Origin of the sequence: Flavobacterium aurantiibacter, from assembly GCF_002251775.1 — a bacterium.
GTDB lineage: Bacteria > Bacteroidota > Bacteroidia > Flavobacteriales > Flavobacteriaceae > Flavobacterium > Flavobacterium aurantiibacter.
Genome location: NZ_NOXX01000155.1, coordinates 1 through 17503 on the forward strand (window position 1 = coordinate 1; position 17503 = coordinate 17503).

The following is a 17503-nucleotide window of genomic DNA, read 5'->3' on the forward strand; positions in this document are numbered from 1 at the left end:
AATGTTTTTAAGCCATAACTGCTTTAAAAAAATCTTCCGTAGCGCCGCTATGCAACATTTTTTTGTATTGTTCTGCCTCAAAAACAACCTTTTTTCTTTAGCCTATTTTACAGTCCCAATCGTTATTAATCAACCATTTATCTGTTTCCTGACTTCAATTTTTAAATCGAACTCAGGTTATGATTAAAATTGCGTTTGATCCGATTTACGCCCATCCTTTGCCGGAAAATCACCGGTTTCCGATGTTGAAATACAAATTGATTCCGCAACAATTATTGCACGAAGGCACTTGTACGGCAGCGCACTTTTTTAGCCCGCAGCCGTGTTTGGAAGAAGTGGTTTTGTGGACGCATGAAAAGGCGTATTATGACAAGCTGATTCATCAGGAATTGAGTACTTCGGAGCAACGAAAAATTGGTTTCCCACAATCGCCCGAACTCACGTTGAGAGAATTAATTATTACCCAAGGAACTGTCGATGCAGCGGTACATGCAATTGCGCACGGAGCGGCTTTAAATGTTGCTGGCGGAACGCATCATGCCTTTGCGGAACGCGGTGAAGGTTTTTGTTTGCTAAACGACATGGCTATAGCCGCTAACTATTTGTTGCATAAAGATTTACGAAAGAAGATTATCGTCATCGATTTAGACGTTCATCAAGGAAACGGAACTGCAAAATTAATGGAAAACAATGCCCAGGTATTTACCTTTAGCATGCACGGCGCTACGAATTATCCGTTTCATAAAGAAAAATCGGATTTGGACGTCGGTTTAGCCAACGGAACCACGGGCGCCACGTATTTATCGATTTTAAACGAAATACTGCCGAAACTACTCGATGACGTACAGCCAGATTTTGCATTTTATTTGGCGGGAGTAGACATACTGGAAACCGATAAGTTTGGGAAATTACAGGTGAGTATGGAAGATTGCAAAACGCGCGATTTAATTGTATTTCAAGAACTTAAGAAAAAGAATATTCCGGTAACTGTGGCTTTGGGCGGCGGATATTCGCCAGAGGTAAAAACAATTGTTGAAGCGCATTGCAATACCTTTCGTTTAGCGGTGGATTTGTTTGATTAACAGAGGCTTACATCAGCAAAAAACACGCTTGCTCGTTGCTGGAAAACAGAAAAAACGCTTGAGGTTTATTTTTTGGAAAATCGCTTGTATTAAAGATGGTAAAGACACGGCTTTTTATTTAATTTTGGAAACTTAATTAAAACAGCATGTCTACAGTAACTTTGGGCGGAAACGCCGTTCAAACCTCGGGTGATTTACCACAAATTGGTGCAGCAGCACCAGCTTTTACTTTAGTTAAAACCGATTTATCAGAGATCCACTTGTCGGATTACGCCGGGAAGCGCGTTATCTTAAATATATTTCCAAGTATCGATACGCCTACTTGCGCAACCTCGGTACGCATGTTTAATCACAAAGCGGCGCAATTAGAAAACACAGTTATTTTGTGTATTTCACGTGATTTACCTTTTGCTATCAAACGTTTTTGTGGTGCTGAAGGTATTGAAAACGTGTATGCTGTTTCTGATTTTAGAGCGGGGCAATTTGGAAAAGATTACGGTTTGGAATTCGTTACCGGTCCGTTACAAGGCTTACATGCGCGTTCGGTGATTGTTGTTGACACTGATGGCAAAGTTATTTATACTGAATTAGTTCCTGAGGTCGCAAACGAGCCGAATTACGAGCAAGCCCTAGCCAGCTTGAAATAAGAGGCAATGAAGACAGATCACAGTTTTGTTACCGGCCGTTTAAAAAGTTTCAAATTTGCGATAAAAGGCGCGTATAAATTGGTGACTACCGAGCACAGTATTATGGTGCAGAGTTCGCTTGCCGTTTTATTGATATTTTTGGGATTTTACGTAGGCATTTCGCGCACCGAATGGATTTTGCAAACATTGGCCTGCGGTTTGGTTTTAGGAATCGAAGGATTAAACACAGCTGTGGAAAAAATTGCCGATTTTATTCATCCGGATTATCACAAAAAAATTGGTTTCATAAAAGATATTGCAGCAGGAGCCGTTTGTTTTGCAGCTATTACAGCAGTTGCCGTTGGCTTACTCATTTATCTCCCGTATTTTATATAAACTTCGATTGCAGGTATGGCAAAGAAAACGAAATCAGAATCGGAGCAAGCAAGTGCACCTAAAACGTCGAAAATTTTCAGCAGACAAAATATTGTTATTGCTGGTTTTGTGCTGACATTAGTGTCGGTTGCCATGCTTTTGGCTTTCATTTCTTTTTTTATATCCGGCTCTCAAGATCAGAGTGCTTTAGACGCTTTCGCGGATCGCTCCGAACCTGTTTCGAATTGGTTGGGAAAAACGGGAGCATTTATTGCAGAGTTTTTTCTCCATCAAGGTTTTGGCGTTGCCTCGTTCCTTTTGGTGCGTTTGTTGTTTCTAACCGGTTTGTATATGATTTTAGACATCCCGGTGGTTAAGCTTCGCGGCACCTGGTTCTGGGACTTGTTTGCGATTTTAATCGTTTCAGTTTCGCTCGGATTTTTTGCCAACTTCTTACCCGAATTGGGAGGTATGGTTGGATACGAACTAAACGACTTGCTGCAAGATTTTGCCGGAAAAGCAGGAACAGCACTTATTTTGGTTCTTGGTTTGATTATTTACTTGATTTTTAAGGTAAAGATATCACCCGATTTTGTTAAAACTTTCTTTGAAAAGCCAGAGAAACCCGAACCTAGTGAAGCTGAAATTAAGGCAGCCGCAGCAGCACAATCGGCAGCAACAGCTTATAATTTAGAAGAATTTGCCGTAGAAGATACCGCCTCAGCTACTGTTCCGCCTGCTGCTGCCGTAGATTTTTCTATCGAGGAAGAAGATATACCCGAACCTGTTTTAATCTCGAAACCCAGCGCATTTGAAATCGACAAAGAGGCGTTGAAACCAACGATTGGATCCGCTTCGGAAATTCAGTTAAAAACAGAGCCGCAACGACAAGAATTAGCTTTGGATGTAACGAATGATGACGATATCGAAATTGAAGGGCATCACGTAGATCCTGAAGAGGCTTTTGTGATAGAGAAAGTCGAGGAAGAAATTGTGGTTAGTGAAAATTTAGCCGATCGTTTGGTGGCCGATTTTGGTTTGTTCGATCCGACGCTTGATTTATCGAATTACAAATTTCCGTCGATTGATTTATTGAAAGATTACGCTTCAGGCGGAATTACGATCAATCAGGAAGAACTAGAAGAAAATAAGAATCGTATTGTTGAAACTTTGCGCAATTACAAAATTGAGATTGCACAGATCAAGGCAACAGTAGGTCCGTCGGTAACTTTGTATGAAATTGTTCCGGAAGCGGGTATTCGCATTTCGAAGATTAAGAGTTTGGAAGACGATATTGCTTTATCGCTTTCGGCTTTAGGAATTCGAATTATTGCTCCAATTCCAGGAAAAGGAACAATTGGTATTGAAGTTCCGAATAAAAATCCAACGACGGTTTCTATGAAAAGCGTTATTGCTTCCACGAAATTCCAGGAAGCAGAAATGGAGCTACCAATTGCGCTTGGAAAAACGATTAGTAATGAAACTTTTGTTGTTGACTTGGCGCGCATGCCACACCTGTTGATGGCGGGAGCGACAGGTCAGGGTAAATCGGTCGGATTAAATGCCGTTCTTACTTCATTACTTTACAAAAAACATCCTGCGGAGGTAAAATTTGTATTGGTTGATCCGAAGAAAGTAGAATTGACACTTTTCAATAAAATTGAGCGTCATTATTTGGCAAAATTACCCGACACGGAAGATGCGATTATTACAGATAATAATAAGGTTATCAATACGTTGAATTCGCTTTGCGTGGAAATGGACAACCGTTACTCGTTGTTGAAAGATGCCATGGTTCGCAACATTAAGGAATACAACGAGAAGTTTAAGCAACGTAAATTAAATCCGGAATTAGGGCATCGATTTTTACCGTATATCATCCTTGTTGTCGACGAGTTTGCGGATTTGATTATGACAGCTGGAAAAGAGGTAGAAACACCAATTGCCCGTTTGGCTCAATTGGCGCGTGCTATCGGAATTCACTTAATCATCGCCACACAGCGCCCATCGGTGAATGTAATCACGGGAATCATTAAAGCGAATTTCCCGGCGCGTATTGCGTTTCGAGTTACTTCGAAAATCGATAGCCGTACGATTTTAGATACGCAAGGTGCAGATCAGTTAATTGGTCGAGGCGACTTGCTGTACAGCAACGGAAATGACGTAATACGTGTGCAGTGTGCTTTTGTTGACACGCCTGAAGTGGAACGAATTACCGAGTATATTGGTTCGCAAAAAGCGTATCCAAATGCATATTTATTGCCAGAATATGTTGGCGACGAAGAAAGTGGCATTAAACTTGATATAGATGTGTCGGAACGCGATTCGATGTTCCGCGAAGCTGCCGAGATTATTGTAACAGCTCAACAAGGTTCAGCCTCTTTATTGCAACGAAAGTTGAAATTGGGTTACAACCGCGCTGGCCGATTAATCGATCAACTGGAAGCCGCCGGAATCGTTGGACCGTTTGAAGGAAGCAAAGCTAGAAACGTAAATTTTACCGATTTAGCGAGCTTGCATCAGTTTTTAAATAACGAAGAAAACAACAAGTAATGATTTCTAAAAGTCAACGTGCTTTTAAAAAAGCTTATCTTACAACTGTTCTATCCTTTTTTTGTATCTGTTTGAGTGCGATTTCTGGTTTCGCCCAAGACAAGAAAGCAAAGAGCTTACTCGATGAAGTTACAGCTAAGGTTAGAAGTTATAATAACATAAGTATCGAATTCAAATACAGTTTACAGAATAGCCGCGAGAATGTAAATCAAGAATCTAAAGGAAGCGTTATTCTGGAAGGCGACAAGTATTTGCTGAATTTCATGGGAACAACAAAACTTTTTGATGGCAAAAAAGTTTACACTATTGTTCCAGAAGATGAAGAAGTAAGCATTTCAAAATACGATGATAACGACAGCAATGCGATCACACCTTCAAAAATGCTGACGTTCTTTAATAGTGGTTATAAATACTATTGGGATATTCTTCAAAATGTAAAAGGACGAAAAATTCAATACATAAAATTGGTTCCTACTTCTTCTAAAGATCAGCGTAAAGAAGTGCTTTTGGGAATCGACGTGCAAACAAAGCATATTTATAACATGATTGAAAGTGGGAAGAATGGAACAAAAACCACTTTGACTGTTAATTCCTTTAAGACAAATCAGCCATTGTCAAAAAATCAGTTTACTTTTGTGGCCTCGAAATACCCGAACTACTACATCAATAAACTCGACTAGCCAAGAGCAGTGAAAATACTGGACCGGTACATACTGATATCATTTCTTCGAACATTCATTTCGGTATTTCTTATTCTGTTTTTTGTTTTTATTCTCCAAGGTGTTTGGTTGTTTATTTCCGACCTTGCGGGGAAAGATCTTGATGCCGCGTCTATTTTAAAATTCATGGTCTTTTTCATGCCGAGCATTGTTCCGATGGCCTTACCGCTATCGATATTGCTGGCTTCGATTATGACTTTCGGAAATTTGTCAGAAAATTACGAATTCGCTGCAATGAAATCGGCTGGCGTATCTTTGCAACGCGCGATGCGCAGTTTGATGGTCTTTATCTTTTTACTCAGCGGACTCGCCTTTTTGTTTGCCAATAACGTAATCCCCTACTCGCAATACCGCTTTTTGAATTTCAAAAGTAACATTGCACAAGTTAAACCAGCCATGGCCATTTCGGAAGGTCAGTTTAGCGAAATCGGTTCTTTCAATATTAAAGTAGACAAGAAAAGTGGAGAAAAAGGCAACGATTTAACTGGCGTTACGATCCATAAAAGCAGTCAGAATTCGATTTCAAATACCACCGTTATTAAAGCAAAACGAGGAAAACTGCTATCGAGTGAAAATTCGAATACGCTACAATTAGCGTTGTACGACGGAATTCAATACGAAGATATTATCCCCAAAAAATACGAAGAGCGACAAAAGCTTCCGTTTACAAAAACTTCATTCAAACAGTATAACATAAACATTGACTTAACTAAACTGAATAAAGTTGATGTTAACGAAGCAAGCATCAATAACTCCAGCGCCATGCTAACGATTGGTGAATTAAATTATGCTTTAGATTCACTGCGAAAAGACATCAGTAAGGAAAAGAAATCATTTGCCGACAATATTAAATACAAAGCAAAGCAGGATCTAGTAAAAATGCCTGACACTTTGAACAAATCAAGTGCTTCACCAAAAGTATCTGCTTCCTTAAAAGTGTTCGATAAGTTAACTGATGTGGAGAAAATCAGAATATTAGACAATGCTTTAGGTACAGTTTCAAGTATTCAGTTCTCTATTTCCGGATCATCTGACGAATTTTCGTACAAACAAAAAAACATCAATTCGCATTGGTTATCAATCTTCGACAAGTTTGTAATCGCCTATGCGTGCATACTCATGTTCTTTATTGGAGCGCCCTTGGGAGCTATTATCAGAAAAGGTGGCTTTGGATTGCCAATAGTTTTTGCCATTTTAATTTTTATCATTTTCCATTTCACCAATACATTTGGAAAGAAAATTGCGCAAGAAGACGGAATCCCGCCATTCTTAGGATCGTGGTTGTCGTCGATCATTCTTACACCTTTGGCCTTATCGCTAACGTATCGTGCAACAAACGATACCGGACTCATTAACTTCGACGGCATAAACTCCTTTTTTCAACGAATATTTCAAAAAAAATCTGCCAACTAATTCAGTTATGATTGTACTCAATACCATAGAAGAAGCCATTGAAGACATCCGACAAGGAAAAGTCATAATTGTTGTCGACGATGCTGATCGGGAAAATGAAGGTGACTTTCTTGCTGCTGCAGAAAAGGTGACGCCTGAAATGATCAACTTCATGGCTACACACGGACGAGGTTTGATTTGTGCTCCCTTGAGCGAATCGCGCTGCAAAGAACTTGATCTGCGAGCGATGGTTGCCAACAATACCGACCATTTAGAAACCGCGTTTACCGTATCGGTTGATTTAAAAGGACATGGCGTAACGACTGGCATTTCCGCTGCCGACCGAGCAAAGACAATCTTAGCGCTAGTTGACCCAGCTACAAAACCATTTGATTTAGCACGTCCAGGGCATATATTCCCGCTAGTGGCTAAACAAGGTGGTGTTTTGCGAAGAACCGGACACACAGAAGCGGCTATCGATTTCGCACGACTAGCTGGTTTTAAACCCGCGGGCGTTATATGCGAAATCATGAACGAAGACGGTACAATGTCGCGCCTACCACAACTCGTAGAGGTGGCAAAGAAATTCGATTTGAAATTGGTTTCAATCGAAGATTTAGTAGCTTACCGCATGCAGCACGATAGCTTGATTTCGAAAAAAGAAGATTTCGAAATTCAAACACGTTTTGGAAATTACCGCTTACGTGCCTACCAGCAAACGACCAACAAGCAAGTACATATTGCACTTACGTTAGGAACTTGGAATGCCGGCGACGAAGTACTTACGCGGATAAATTCAAGTCAGGTTAATAACGACTTACTCGGAACCTTAACGCACAATGCCGAGGAAAAACTCGATGACATGTTTCGCGTGATCAACCAGGAAGGTAAAGGAGCTGTGGTTTTCATCAATCAAGATATGACGGCCGTTAATATGTTAAATCGACTCGCAGAATTGCGCCAACTTCAAAGCCAAGGCGAGATGAAAGCGCCCCGTATTGTAATCGACAATAAAGACTTTGGCATTGGAGCGCAGATTTTACATGACCTAGATATCACCAAAATTCGCATGATTACCAATACCCAACAAAGCAAACGTGTAGGTATGATTGGCTACGGATTAGAAATTACAGAATACGTCACGTATTAGCGAAAAATCTTATAGATATTGATGCCGTTGATTAGTTACAAAGGTATTGCAATAATATAGAGTTTCTAAAATGAAATTAAAACTGCATAAAACGGTTTAATAAGTATTACTCTATAAATTTAGAAGTTTATTGATAGAATTAATAAACAATTCTTAGCTGGTAGCTGCCGTTAGCTGCTTTTAAATAGAACACAATTTAATTAAATTTGTAAAAAATCAGCAAATGAAAATTTCTAAATTATATATAGACCAATTTAGACACCTGAAAAATTTAAATTTTGATTTTACGTATCCAGAAAATTTTCATTTAGTCGAAAAACGCGGCATGCCCTTAGATAAGATTTGTTTTATTGGACAAAGTGCAAGTGGTAAAACTGGCTTAATGGAGTTGTTATTTAAAAGAGTAAAAGACTTATTGGAACCTGGAGCATTAGACAATAAAATCCTTTCTGATCTTTTCGATGAAATTGAGCCTTTAGACGATGAACTAATTTTAAAATTAAAAAATGAATATCTTATTTTTCGTAACGATAAAATAACCTTTAGAGGAATTGAATATGGAGACAACGGAAATGATGCTAGAATAATCGGTGAACTCATACAGTCAGAATATGCAAACTCTTTGTACTATTTAAAAGCAAGTATTATTTCTGATAAAAATATTGAGCTTTTTTCAACTAATCCAATTGATTTAATTGAGAAATACAGCTCTGAAATAGAAGGCATTAAAATTAATAGGAGAAATAATAAAATTAAAAGTCAAATCTTAACTTTTGACGAAAAAGTTGATGAAAAAACTTGGTTATTTTTAATTAGTGAAATTCTCGAATATCGAAAGAATTTCACTCAAAAAATGTCTGAATTGATTCATAAAGGACTGCTAGCAAATCAAAAAAAATTAAGTACAGAATTTGAAAAATGGCAGAAAGAAAATCCCAACATTCTCGAATTATTTGCTAGCAAGTTTAATCCTATTTTAGAAAAGCTACATTTAGAAGTTGATGCTATAAATACAGAATATTCTATTCCAATAAAGAACAAAAGAAATGACGAAATAATTCCAATACAGAATACAAGTACGGGAACTAAAGGATTGTTATTATCTTTTCTACCTTTGTACTCACTTGATACAAAAGACGCCATCATACTTATTGATGAACCTGAACGTTCCTTATATCCTGACTTGCAAATGGACTTGATGGAGCATTATCAAAGTTTGGCGCCGGAAGCACAGTTTATCGTGGCAACGCATTCACCTTTTATTGCAGCATCCTTTGAACCAGAAGAACGTTTCATTCTTTATTTTGATGATGAAGGAAAAGTCGCAGTAAGAAGAGGTGTTTCTCCTATAGGTGATGACCCAAATGATATGTTAAAAAATGATTTTGATTTAGAATCTTTAATGAATTACAAAGGCGTTGAGGCTTTTGAAAAATTTAAAGAACTAAAAAAACGTTTGGGTGCAGAAAAAAACGAAAAAGTAAAAGACAAATTGTTAGAAGAAATTCTAGAATTAGCAAATGCCTATAAATTTTAATGAGAAAACAGATTAAGTCTAGTGACTCCTTAGCAAGAAATATGAGGTATGTTAAGGACGGTGACAATTCTAATTTACGTGATATTTTATTTAATGAACAAAAGGGATTCTGCTCATACACGGAGACCTATCTCGGAAGAACAGATCAAAAAGATATAGATCATTTTAATCCATCTCAAGATTTTAGAGAACGGAATAATTATCCTAATCTTTTTCTTTGTAAATCGCAATGGAATAAAGAGAAATCGAATAAGTGGAAGCAATTTCAGCCTGTTTTATCTCCGCTTAACGATGATTTTAATGATAGGATATCCTACAACAAAGACTTGAAACTTTTTGAAGCAACAGATGAAAACGATATTGACGCAAAAAATTTAGTTAAACTGTTGAAATTAGATGATTACGATTTATCTATCGAAAGAAAACGATACATTGAACTTTGTAACGAATTAATAAAGCATTACGAAAATCCTACAGTTTATTTTCAAAAAGTAGTTCAAAATAACGTCAATGAACTAAAGTTTATCAGAAGTTTAGAAGTAGAATTTGGCATCGATATTTGGAACATGATTCCGCAACCACAAAAGTAAAACTCTGTTATGTAGGGAAGTCCCTTCCACATTCAGAGATAATAATTGATTTAAAAGTTTTTTTCGAAATGCTGAGTTTAAGTTCGAAATGGAATTGGAACGATTTAAAATCACTGAAAATAAGATAGTTAAAGACAAGAGTATCAGCGAAACCTTTCTGAAATTCTTAACATTGAAAAACGACTCTCCCTCGTTATCTTTGGGTTGAAATTCACAAATTATGCAACATTTAATAGACCGTTTTATATCCTACGTTACCATCGATACGCAATCTGATGCCGTATCAAATACAGTTCCAAGCACCAAAAAACAGCTCGACTTAGCGCGTTTATTGGTTAAAGAATTAAAAGCCATCGGAATGTCGGATGTTACGAAGGATCACAAAGGTTATGTAATGGCAACACTTCCTTCAAATGTTGAACACGAAGTTCCAACCATTGGTTTTGTTTCACATTACGATACAACTCCTGATTTCACGGGAACAAATGTGAAACCACAAATAGTTCACAATTACGACGGTTCGGATATTTTACTAAATGCCGATCAAAATATAGTTCTTTCACCCACGTATTTTAAAGATTTATTGAAGTACAAAGGTCAAACGCTAATTACCACAGACGGAACTACTTTACTAGGCGCTGACGATAAAGCCGGAATTACCGAGATTGTTTCGGCTATGGAATACCTAATTCAAAATCCCGACATTAAGCACGGTAAAATACGTGTTTGCTTTACGCCCGATGAGGAAATTGGTCGTGGTGCCGACTTTTTTGATGTGAAGAAATTCGGTGCACAATGGGCTTATACCATGGACGGCAGTGAGATTGGTGAGTTGGAATACGAGAATTTCAATGCAGCTTCAGCAAAACTTGTCTTTAAAGGAAAAAGTGTACACCCGGGCTATGCAAAAGGAAAAATGATTAATGCCATGACTTTGGCCGCGCATTTTATTGCCGACTTACCTAAAGATGAAACTCCAGAAACCACTAAAGGTTACGAAGGATTTTATCACGTTCACCATTTACATGGAAGTATTGAAGAGAGCGTTGTTGAACTAATTATTCGCGATCACAGCTACAAGAAATTTGTGAAACGTAAAGAGTTTGTTCACGATTTAGCAAAAAAATTGAATAAGAAGTACAAAAAGCAATTTGGCGATGAAATTGTTAGTTGTGAGATTCGCGATCAATATTACAACATGCGTGAAAAGGTTGAACCAGTGATGTTTATTGTCGATTTAGCCGAACAAGCCATGAAAGATCTAGGTATCAAACCGATTATCAAACCAATTCGTGGAGGAACAGATGGATGCCGACTTTCGTATATGGGATTACCTTGCCCGAATATCTTTGCAGGTGGACATAATTTCCACGGAAAATACGAGTATGTACCGGTAGAAAGTATGCAAAAAGCCGTTGACGTTATTATTCGAATTGCGGAACTAACAGCAGCCACCGACTTCACAGTTGTAGGAAAGAAGCAGAAAAAAACGGCAAAGCAGAAAAAGTAGGTTCAGATTTGGATAAGGTAAATCGTTGGGCAGCAGAAATAGCTATTTTGAATCAGTGGTTTTCTGAAACAGAAATGCTACACAACATTAAGTGGGGAAGCGACGTATATTCTGTTGGGAAAAGAAATGTACTAGGAATTGCTGGATTCAAGAACTTTTTCGCGATCTGGTTTTTTGAAGGACACTTACTTGCAGATCATCAGGAAGTTTTAGTGAATGCTCAAGAAGGAAAAACAAAGTTTTTAAGACAATGGCGTTTCACCGATATAGCTGAACTAGATAAAAATACCGTAATGGCATACGTTTTCGAAGCCATTGAGAACGCAAAAACAAAACCGAAACCGATTTAAACGCTCCTTCTTTGAAATAAGATCAAAATTATTTCCAGTTTAAAAGACATTTCATTTTTAAAAATCAAAAATCGCGAGCATTTTCTTGACCGACGGTTATAGAATTATTTCCACAAAAGAAATAAAGTCCAACAGTCACAAGATCATGCTCGCGATATAGTACTTTTTCAAATCGCTGTTCTTCAACAGCCGATTAGAATGCCATTTTTATTTTTTGGCTTGAAGCGCTTTAGACAACTCCAATGAAATTGCAGAGCGTTCCATTTTCAATTTTCCTGACATAGTTTCTACAACAACAGTTGTTTCAGCTAGTTCTGCGATTTTACCATGTATTCCACTTTTAGTAATGATACGATCGCCTACTTTTAAATTGCTTTCAAATTCGCGTTCAGCTTTTGCGCGTTTCTGTTGTGGGCGAATCATTAAAAAATAAAATACGCCGATCATTAAAATATAAGGTAGAATACTTAGAAATTTTTCCATTTTATTTAACTGGTTTAAGAATTTTGGATTTTAAACTATTACTTGGTCTCTTTTTCAATGTATCAGAACTGGCTGCGATTGTAGCTTTTGGAGACTTAATAAAAGTTTCTATTTTTAAAAATGTGAACGGTTTAGATGTATTCGCTTCGATCGTAATCGTTTTTATAGATTTTCCTCGTTTACCCGAACTATTGAACTTCGCATATACTTTCCCTATTTGGCCAGGTGCTACTGCTTCTTTTGGATAGTCTGCTACCGTACAACCACACGAAGCCTTCGCCGATTTAATTATTAAATCTGCATTTCCGGTGTTTGTGAAAACAAAGGCTGTATCAATAACATCACCTTGGTTAATTGTATCAACTTTTACGACCTCTGTTTCAAATTTCATTTCTGCGACCTCTGGTTTGTTTGAACAAGCCGCAAGTGAAGCAAGTAAAAAGCTTCCTAAAACAATTTTTTTCATAGTAATCCGCGTCCGGTTTTTGGTAATTGATTTGAAGTTTTAAATTCTTGAACTAAAGCATCGAGCACACCATTGATAAATTTACTGCTGTTTGGAGTAGAGTATTCTTTAGCGATTTCGACGTATTCATTTAAAGTTACTTTCACAGGAATCGATGGAAATTTGGTAAGTTCACAAATAGCCATGTTTAGCAATATTACGTCGACTTCAGCAATACGGTCTATATCCCAATTTGGCGTTTTGTTTTCATAAAACTTATAGAATTGCTTCTCGTTAAGAATGGTCTTTCGAAATAATTCTACGCCGAAACCTTCGTCTTTCTGCATCTTATACAACTTCGACACCTTGAAGCCGTTGGTAAGCACAGTCGGTTTTAATGCTTTCAATTCTTTAATAATATGAGTATTAACCACGGGAAAGTCGTCGGCCCAAGTCATTTTAAAATCTTCGAGATATTCGTAAACTTTGTCGTTAGGCACTATAACATCTGCGAATAAAAAAGCAACCAAATCTTTGTGCGCTTCAAAATCGACTGTTTCCAAGCTCATGTAATTCTGATAAACATCAGACGACTTCAGCTCCGTAAGCATTAGATTAATGTAATCGCTGTGAAGATCCCAATTATTGAGTTTGCGTTCTGCAATTTGCTTGTTTAAATCAGTACTTTCTGAAAGTGCTATTAAAATGGGATTCTCGATAAAACGTTTGTTCGGATTTTTCTCTGCGGCAGTTGCCAAGTGCTTTTGTGCTGATTTTTCCAAAAAGCGTTCCTCTGTTTTATGAACCTCAATCAAGGCTGAAAGCATTAAAAGGTAGAGGTCGTGCAAAACCCGTAGACTATTTTCGAGGAATTTCTCCTGAGAATCGATACGGTCGGATTGTGTTTGATGCATGGCGAAAATAGATTGCATCACTTTTACGCGGATATGTCGTCTGTTTAGCACGGTAAGAACTTTAAAAAAAATTGGGCGAAAGTGTTGATCACTTTCGCCCGCAAAAATAAGATATCCTTTAAACTTTGAAAGGATTATTTTGAACTGTTTTGCAATTTTCTTTCAGCAATTCGGCGCTCAGCAATTGCCATTGCCGCTTGGTGCGTTGTGATTTTATTCTGGTCAGCTAAAGCAAAGATTTCCAAGGTTGTATTGTAGATGTTTTCGGTACGTCTTAATGCCTCTGCCTTGTCGTAACCAACGATTTCTGCATACACATTAATGATTCCTCCAGCATTAATCAAGAAATCTGGCGCATAAGCAATACCTTTTTCCTGCAATAAAACGCCGTGAATTTGCTCAACAGCCAACTGGTTATTTGCCGCACCAGCAATAACTTTTGCTTTTAGCGTGTGAATGGTCTCATCGTTGATGGTTGCTCCTAAAGCACAAGGCGCGTAAATATCAACATCAGCACTGTAAACATCTCCAGTAAAGACTTTTGCACCATATTTTTGAGCTACTGCTTGAGTTTTATCCTCATGAATATCAAAAATATAAACATCGGCACCTTCTTTAGCTAAATGAGAAACCAAAGTTTCACCTACATGGCCAGCACCTTGCACTAATACTTTTTTACCTTCTAAGTTATCACTTCCGAATTTGTATTTAGCCGCCGCTTTCATTCCCATAAAAACACCGTAAGCGGTCACCGGAGAAGGATTTCCAGAACCACCTCTTGATTCTGAAACGCCAGTAACAAAGGATGTTACGTCGCGAATTAAATCCATATCTGCCGTTGTAGTACCTACGTCTTCTGCAGTAATATACTTTCCTGATAAGCTATTTACATACTGACCAAACTTGGTAATCATCTCTGGTGTCTTATCGATTTTACTGTCGCCAATAATAACCGCTTTTCCACCACCCAGATTCAAACCCGTTACGGCCGACTTGTATGTCATTCCTCGCGATAAGCGCAAAACATCGTTCAACGCTTCCCACTCATTATTATATTTCCACATTCGGGTACCACCAAGAGCTGGACCAAGAACCGTGTTATGAATGCCTATTATTGCTTTCAAACCTGTATCTTTGTCATTGCAAAAAACGATTTGTTCATGGTTGTCAAACGACAATTGACCAAATACTGGATCGACTTTGCTAAGTTCTGCTGGTGTTAATACCTCTGTAACCATTTGATTTAGAAATTAAAAATTAAGGCTTTTTCATTTTTGCCTCTGCAAATTTACGAATATTTTTACTGCATCGTTTGCGCAGGCGTATTTTTTGAAGGAATCGTAATTTTTTGACGATTTTTCTAAACGGTTATATTTTTAAGTTCTGCAAATTTTTAACAAAATTATTAAAAACATTATAGCTATCTGACTATAAAAATGAAAGAATTACAATACCTGAATAAATACTTCGTAAAATATAAAATTCGATTTTTGACCGGAATTTTAATCACGATAGTTGCCCAAATTTTCTACCTATATACACCCAAATTAATATCCAACTCCATTGCAAGTATTGAAAACTACATAAAAAATAGCGAAACCGTCGATGTTTATTTCGTTCAATCACAACTCATCAAGAACATTTTATTAATTATTGCCACTACACTTCTAGCTGGATTATTGACGTTTTTAATGCGACAAACGCTCATTGTTATGTCGCGACTGATTGAGTTCGATCTCAAAAATGAAGTATTTGTCCAATACACACGATTATCGCAACAATTTTACAAACAAAATCGAACCGGCGATTTGATGAATCGAATTAGTGAGGATGTCGGAAAAGTGCGTATGTATGTAGGGCCAGCTGTTATGTACACGATAAATACGTTCATCCGATTTGCCATCGTTATCGGATATATGTATGCTGTTTCTCCGCGATTAACCTTGTACACACTACTCCCCTTACCTATTCTTTCGTATGCCATCTTTAAACTTAGTACCGAAATCAACAAACGCAGTACTTTTTTTCAGCAAAACTTATCCAATTTATCGAGCTTTTCCCAGGAACTTTTTTCAGGTTTGCGTGTCGTTAAAGCATATGCACTCGAAAAGAAACAGCAACAAAAAGTGATTGCGCTTTCAGCAGAAAGTAAAACGAAGGCCATGGAATTGGCAAAATCCAATGCATTATTCGGACCGCTGATGATCGCCTTGATCGGATTTAGCAACTTGATTGTGATTTATTTCGGCGGACTCATGTATATCAATCAGTCGGGTGGCATCATGCATATTGGGCAAATCGCCGAATTCATCTTGTATGTGAATATGCTTACTTGGCCAGTTGCCTCTTTAGGCTGGGTTTCGAGTATGGTTCAAGAAGCTGCGGCCTCACAAAAACGTATCAACGAGTTCTTGAAAATTGAATCGGAATTAAAAAGCGGTGACCAATCTTTAAAGGAAGTACACGGCGCATTCATCTTTGATCACGTTTCTTATCGATATGAGGATACCAATATCCAAGCATTGTCTGAACTAAATTTCGAGGTAAAATCAGGGGAAACTCTTGCAATTTTTGGGAAAACAGGGAGCGGAAAATCGACACTTTTAAATTTAATTGCGCGTTTGGATGATGCCGATACAGGTTCCATAAAAATGGATACCATTAATATTAAAGATTACAACTTACAAGAATTGCGAAGTCAGATTGGTTTTGTTCCTCAAGATGCCTTTTTGTTTTCAGATACCATTGCCAATAATATACGTTTTGGTAATGAATTGGCGTCGGAAGAAGAAATTGTACAAGCCGCAAAAATGGCTGCAGTTCATGAAAACATTGAAAATTTCGCACAACAATACGAAACGGTACTCGGAGAACGCGGGATAACTTTATCGGGCGGACAAAAGCAACGGGTGTCTTTAGCACGCGCTTTACTTAAAAATTCGCCTATTTTAGTTTTTGACGATTGTTTATCGGCTGTGGATACCGAAACGGAAGAAGAAATTTTAGATAATCTCAAAAAGTTCTCTCAAAACCGAACCACATTTATTGTCAGTCATCGGGTCAGTTCGGCGAAAAACGCTGATAAAATCTTGGTTTTGGAAGATGGAAAGATGATTCAGTTCGGAACTCCGGAGGAATTATTGGCACAAAACGGATATTATCGCGAACTGTATTTAAAACAACTTTCCGAAAAAGAATCGGCTTAAAAGTTGACAATTCATAAAATTTTTCTCACTTTTGGATTACTTAACATAAATTTAATACTGACCGAGGCGACCATGAGAGAAAACGAGATGCTTGAAAAAGAAGATATTTTTTCAAAAGTTTTACGTGCAGGAAGAAGGACTTATTTTTTCGATGTACAGGCAACCAAAGCCGATGACTACTACATTACCATCACTGAAAGTAAGAAATTTACCGAAGAAGATGGATCTTTTCACTTCAAAAAACACAAAATTTATTTGTATAAGGAAGATTTTGCCGCTTTCGCTGAAATCTTAAATGATATGACTTCTTACGTTTTAAATCACAAAGGAGAAGAAGTGATTTCTGAAAGACACCAGAAAGATTTTAAACGCGAAGATCGAGGCTCTGAATCAGAAACGACCCGAAGCTATACCGACATCGAATTCGACGATATTTAGAAAATCCGCCCTGAGCGGATTTTTTTATGATTTGAATTTCAATAAAATAACGAAATCGAAACCTTTAATTAAAGGAAAAGAAGCTAAAAAAATTTATTGAGTTATCCAAATATATTCCGTATATTTATACCTG

Annotated in this window: 17 protein-coding genes; 13 read left to right on the top strand and 4 right to left on the bottom strand. The window is 37.6% G+C overall.

Going from position 1 to position 17503, the window contains the following annotated elements:
• The first annotated feature begins 179 nt into the window (after positions 1 to 179).
• The 11 genes from CHX27_RS03700 to CHX27_RS03750 all read left to right on the top strand — a co-directional run bounded on the left by CHX27_RS03700 (position 180) and on the right by CHX27_RS03750 (position 11884).
• Positions 180 to 1082, top strand: coding sequence for a histone deacetylase family protein (locus CHX27_RS03700; protein ID WP_094485419.1), 903 nt, complete (start codon positions 180 to 182; stop codon positions 1080 to 1082).
• A gap of 146 nt (positions 1083 to 1228) precedes the next feature.
• Positions 1229 to 1729 (top strand): thiol peroxidase, encoded by a 501-nt coding sequence (gene tpx, locus CHX27_RS03705; RefSeq protein WP_094485420.1) that lies wholly within the window; start codon positions 1229 to 1231, stop codon positions 1727 to 1729.
• A gap of 6 nt (positions 1730 to 1735) precedes the next feature.
• The gene (locus CHX27_RS03710; RefSeq protein ID WP_094485421.1) at positions 1736 to 2104 is read left to right on the top strand and encodes a diacylglycerol kinase family protein; all 369 of its coding nucleotides are present in this window, start codon (positions 1736 to 1738) and stop codon (positions 2102 to 2104) included.
• 15 nt (positions 2105 to 2119) lie between these two features.
• A complete protein-coding gene (locus CHX27_RS03715; RefSeq protein WP_094485422.1) occupies positions 2120 to 4636 on the top strand; it encodes a DNA translocase FtsK in 2517 nt (838 codons plus the stop codon).
• Positions 4636 to 5316 carry a LolA family protein gene (locus tag CHX27_RS03720; protein ID WP_094485423.1) on the top strand — a complete coding sequence of 227 codons (681 nt, stop codon included), beginning with the start codon at positions 4636 to 4638 and terminating at the stop codon, positions 5314 to 5316. The genes CHX27_RS03715 and CHX27_RS03720 overlap by 1 nt, the downstream gene beginning before the upstream one ends.
• A 9-nt stretch (positions 5317 to 5325) precedes the next feature.
• Entirely contained in the window at positions 5326 to 6768 is a 1443-nt protein-coding gene (locus tag CHX27_RS03725; protein WP_094485424.1) for an LptF/LptG family permease, read from the top strand.
• Positions 6769 to 6775: 7 nt separating this feature from the next.
• A complete protein-coding gene (gene ribB, locus CHX27_RS03730) occupies positions 6776 to 7897 on the top strand; it encodes a 3,4-dihydroxy-2-butanone-4-phosphate synthase (RefSeq protein ID WP_094485425.1) in 1122 nt (373 codons plus the stop codon).
• Positions 7898 to 8120: 223 nt separating this feature from the next.
• Positions 8121 to 9434: an AAA family ATPase gene (locus CHX27_RS03735; protein ID WP_094485426.1), complete on the top strand. Its 1314-nt coding sequence runs from the start codon at positions 8121 to 8123 to the stop codon at positions 9432 to 9434.
• Between the two features lie 41 nt (positions 9435 to 9475).
• Entirely contained in the window at positions 9476 to 10024 is a 549-nt protein-coding gene (locus tag CHX27_RS03740) for a hypothetical protein (RefSeq protein WP_133063408.1), read from the top strand.
• 220 nt (positions 10025 to 10244) lie between these two features.
• Positions 10245 to 11534: a peptidase T gene (gene pepT, locus CHX27_RS03745; protein WP_094485428.1), complete on the top strand. Its 1290-nt coding sequence runs from the start codon at positions 10245 to 10247 to the stop codon at positions 11532 to 11534.
• 8 nt (positions 11535 to 11542) lie between these two features.
• On the top strand, positions 11543 to 11884 hold the full coding sequence (locus CHX27_RS03750; protein WP_133063409.1) for a DUF1801 domain-containing protein: 342 nt from the start codon (positions 11543 to 11545) through the stop codon (positions 11882 to 11884).
• A gap of 207 nt (positions 11885 to 12091) precedes the next feature.
• On the opposite strand, the gene yajC is transcribed toward CHX27_RS03750, so the two are convergent.
• From yajC to CHX27_RS03770, 4 genes are all read right to left on the bottom strand, one after another.
• Positions 12092 to 12367, bottom strand: coding sequence for a preprotein translocase subunit YajC (gene yajC, locus CHX27_RS03755; protein WP_094485430.1), 276 nt, complete (start codon positions 12365 to 12367; stop codon positions 12092 to 12094).
• A gap of 1 nt (position 12368) precedes the next feature.
• Complete coding sequence (locus CHX27_RS03760; RefSeq protein WP_094485431.1) at positions 12369 to 12833, bottom strand: DUF1573 domain-containing protein; 465 nt, start codon at positions 12831 to 12833, stop codon at positions 12369 to 12371.
• Positions 12830 to 13777: a transcription antitermination factor NusB gene (gene nusB / locus CHX27_RS03765; protein WP_243388955.1), complete on the bottom strand. Its 948-nt coding sequence runs from the start codon at positions 13775 to 13777 to the stop codon at positions 12830 to 12832. The genes CHX27_RS03760 and nusB overlap by 4 nt, the downstream gene beginning before the upstream one ends.
• 83 nt (positions 13778 to 13860) lie before the next feature.
• Positions 13861 to 14964, bottom strand: a complete 1104-nt coding sequence (locus tag CHX27_RS03770; RefSeq protein WP_094485432.1) for a Glu/Leu/Phe/Val family dehydrogenase — start codon at positions 14962 to 14964, stop codon at positions 13861 to 13863.
• A gap of 198 nt (positions 14965 to 15162) precedes the next feature.
• On the opposite strand from CHX27_RS03770, the gene CHX27_RS03775 reads away from it, so the two are divergent.
• Entirely contained in the window at positions 15163 to 16932 is a 1770-nt protein-coding gene (locus CHX27_RS03775; RefSeq protein WP_094485433.1) for an ABC transporter ATP-binding protein, read from the top strand.
• 72 nt (positions 16933 to 17004) lie between these two features.
• Positions 17005 to 17370, top strand: a complete 366-nt coding sequence (locus CHX27_RS03780; RefSeq protein ID WP_094485434.1) for a PUR family DNA/RNA-binding protein — start codon at positions 17005 to 17007, stop codon at positions 17368 to 17370.
• Positions 17371 to 17503 lie beyond the last annotated feature (133 nt).

What these genes read in the sequence shown, in the direction of transcription:
- CHX27_RS03700 (WP_094485419.1), top strand. Translation starts at nt 180, where the DNA reads ATGATTAAAATTGCGTTTGATCCGATTTACGCCCATCCTTTGCCGGAA.
- tpx (WP_094485420.1), top strand. Translation starts at nt 1,229, where the DNA reads ATGTCTACAGTAACTTTGGGCGGAAACGCCGTTCAAACCTCGGGTGAT.
- CHX27_RS03710 (WP_094485421.1), top strand. Translation starts at nt 1,736, where the DNA reads ATGAAGACAGATCACAGTTTTGTTACCGGCCGTTTAAAAAGTTTCAAA.
- CHX27_RS03715 (WP_094485422.1), top strand. Translation starts at nt 2,120, where the DNA reads ATGGCAAAGAAAACGAAATCAGAATCGGAGCAAGCAAGTGCACCTAAA.
- CHX27_RS03720 (WP_094485423.1), top strand. Translation starts at nt 4,636, where the DNA reads ATGATTTCTAAAAGTCAACGTGCTTTTAAAAAAGCTTATCTTACAACT.
- ribB (WP_094485425.1), top strand. Translation starts at nt 6,776, where the DNA reads ATGATTGTACTCAATACCATAGAAGAAGCCATTGAAGACATCCGACAA.
- CHX27_RS03735 (WP_094485426.1), top strand. Translation starts at nt 8,121, where the DNA reads ATGAAAATTTCTAAATTATATATAGACCAATTTAGACACCTGAAAAAT.
- CHX27_RS03740 (WP_133063408.1), top strand. Translation starts at nt 9,476, where the DNA reads ATGAGGTATGTTAAGGACGGTGACAATTCTAATTTACGTGATATTTTA.
- pepT (WP_094485428.1), top strand. Translation starts at nt 10,245, where the DNA reads ATGCAACATTTAATAGACCGTTTTATATCCTACGTTACCATCGATACG.
- yajC (WP_094485430.1), bottom strand. Translation starts at nt 12,367, where the DNA reads ATGGAAAAATTTCTAAGTATTCTACCTTATATTTTAATGATCGGCGTA.
- CHX27_RS03760 (WP_094485431.1), bottom strand. Translation starts at nt 12,833, where the DNA reads ATGAAAAAAATTGTTTTAGGAAGCTTTTTACTTGCTTCACTTGCGGCT.
- CHX27_RS03770 (WP_094485432.1), bottom strand. Translation starts at nt 14,964, where the DNA reads ATGGTTACAGAGGTATTAACACCAGCAGAACTTAGCAAAGTCGATCCA.
- CHX27_RS03775 (WP_094485433.1), top strand. Translation starts at nt 15,163, where the DNA reads ATGAAAGAATTACAATACCTGAATAAATACTTCGTAAAATATAAAATT.
- CHX27_RS03780 (WP_094485434.1), top strand. Translation starts at nt 17,005, where the DNA reads ATGAGAGAAAACGAGATGCTTGAAAAAGAAGATATTTTTTCAAAAGTT.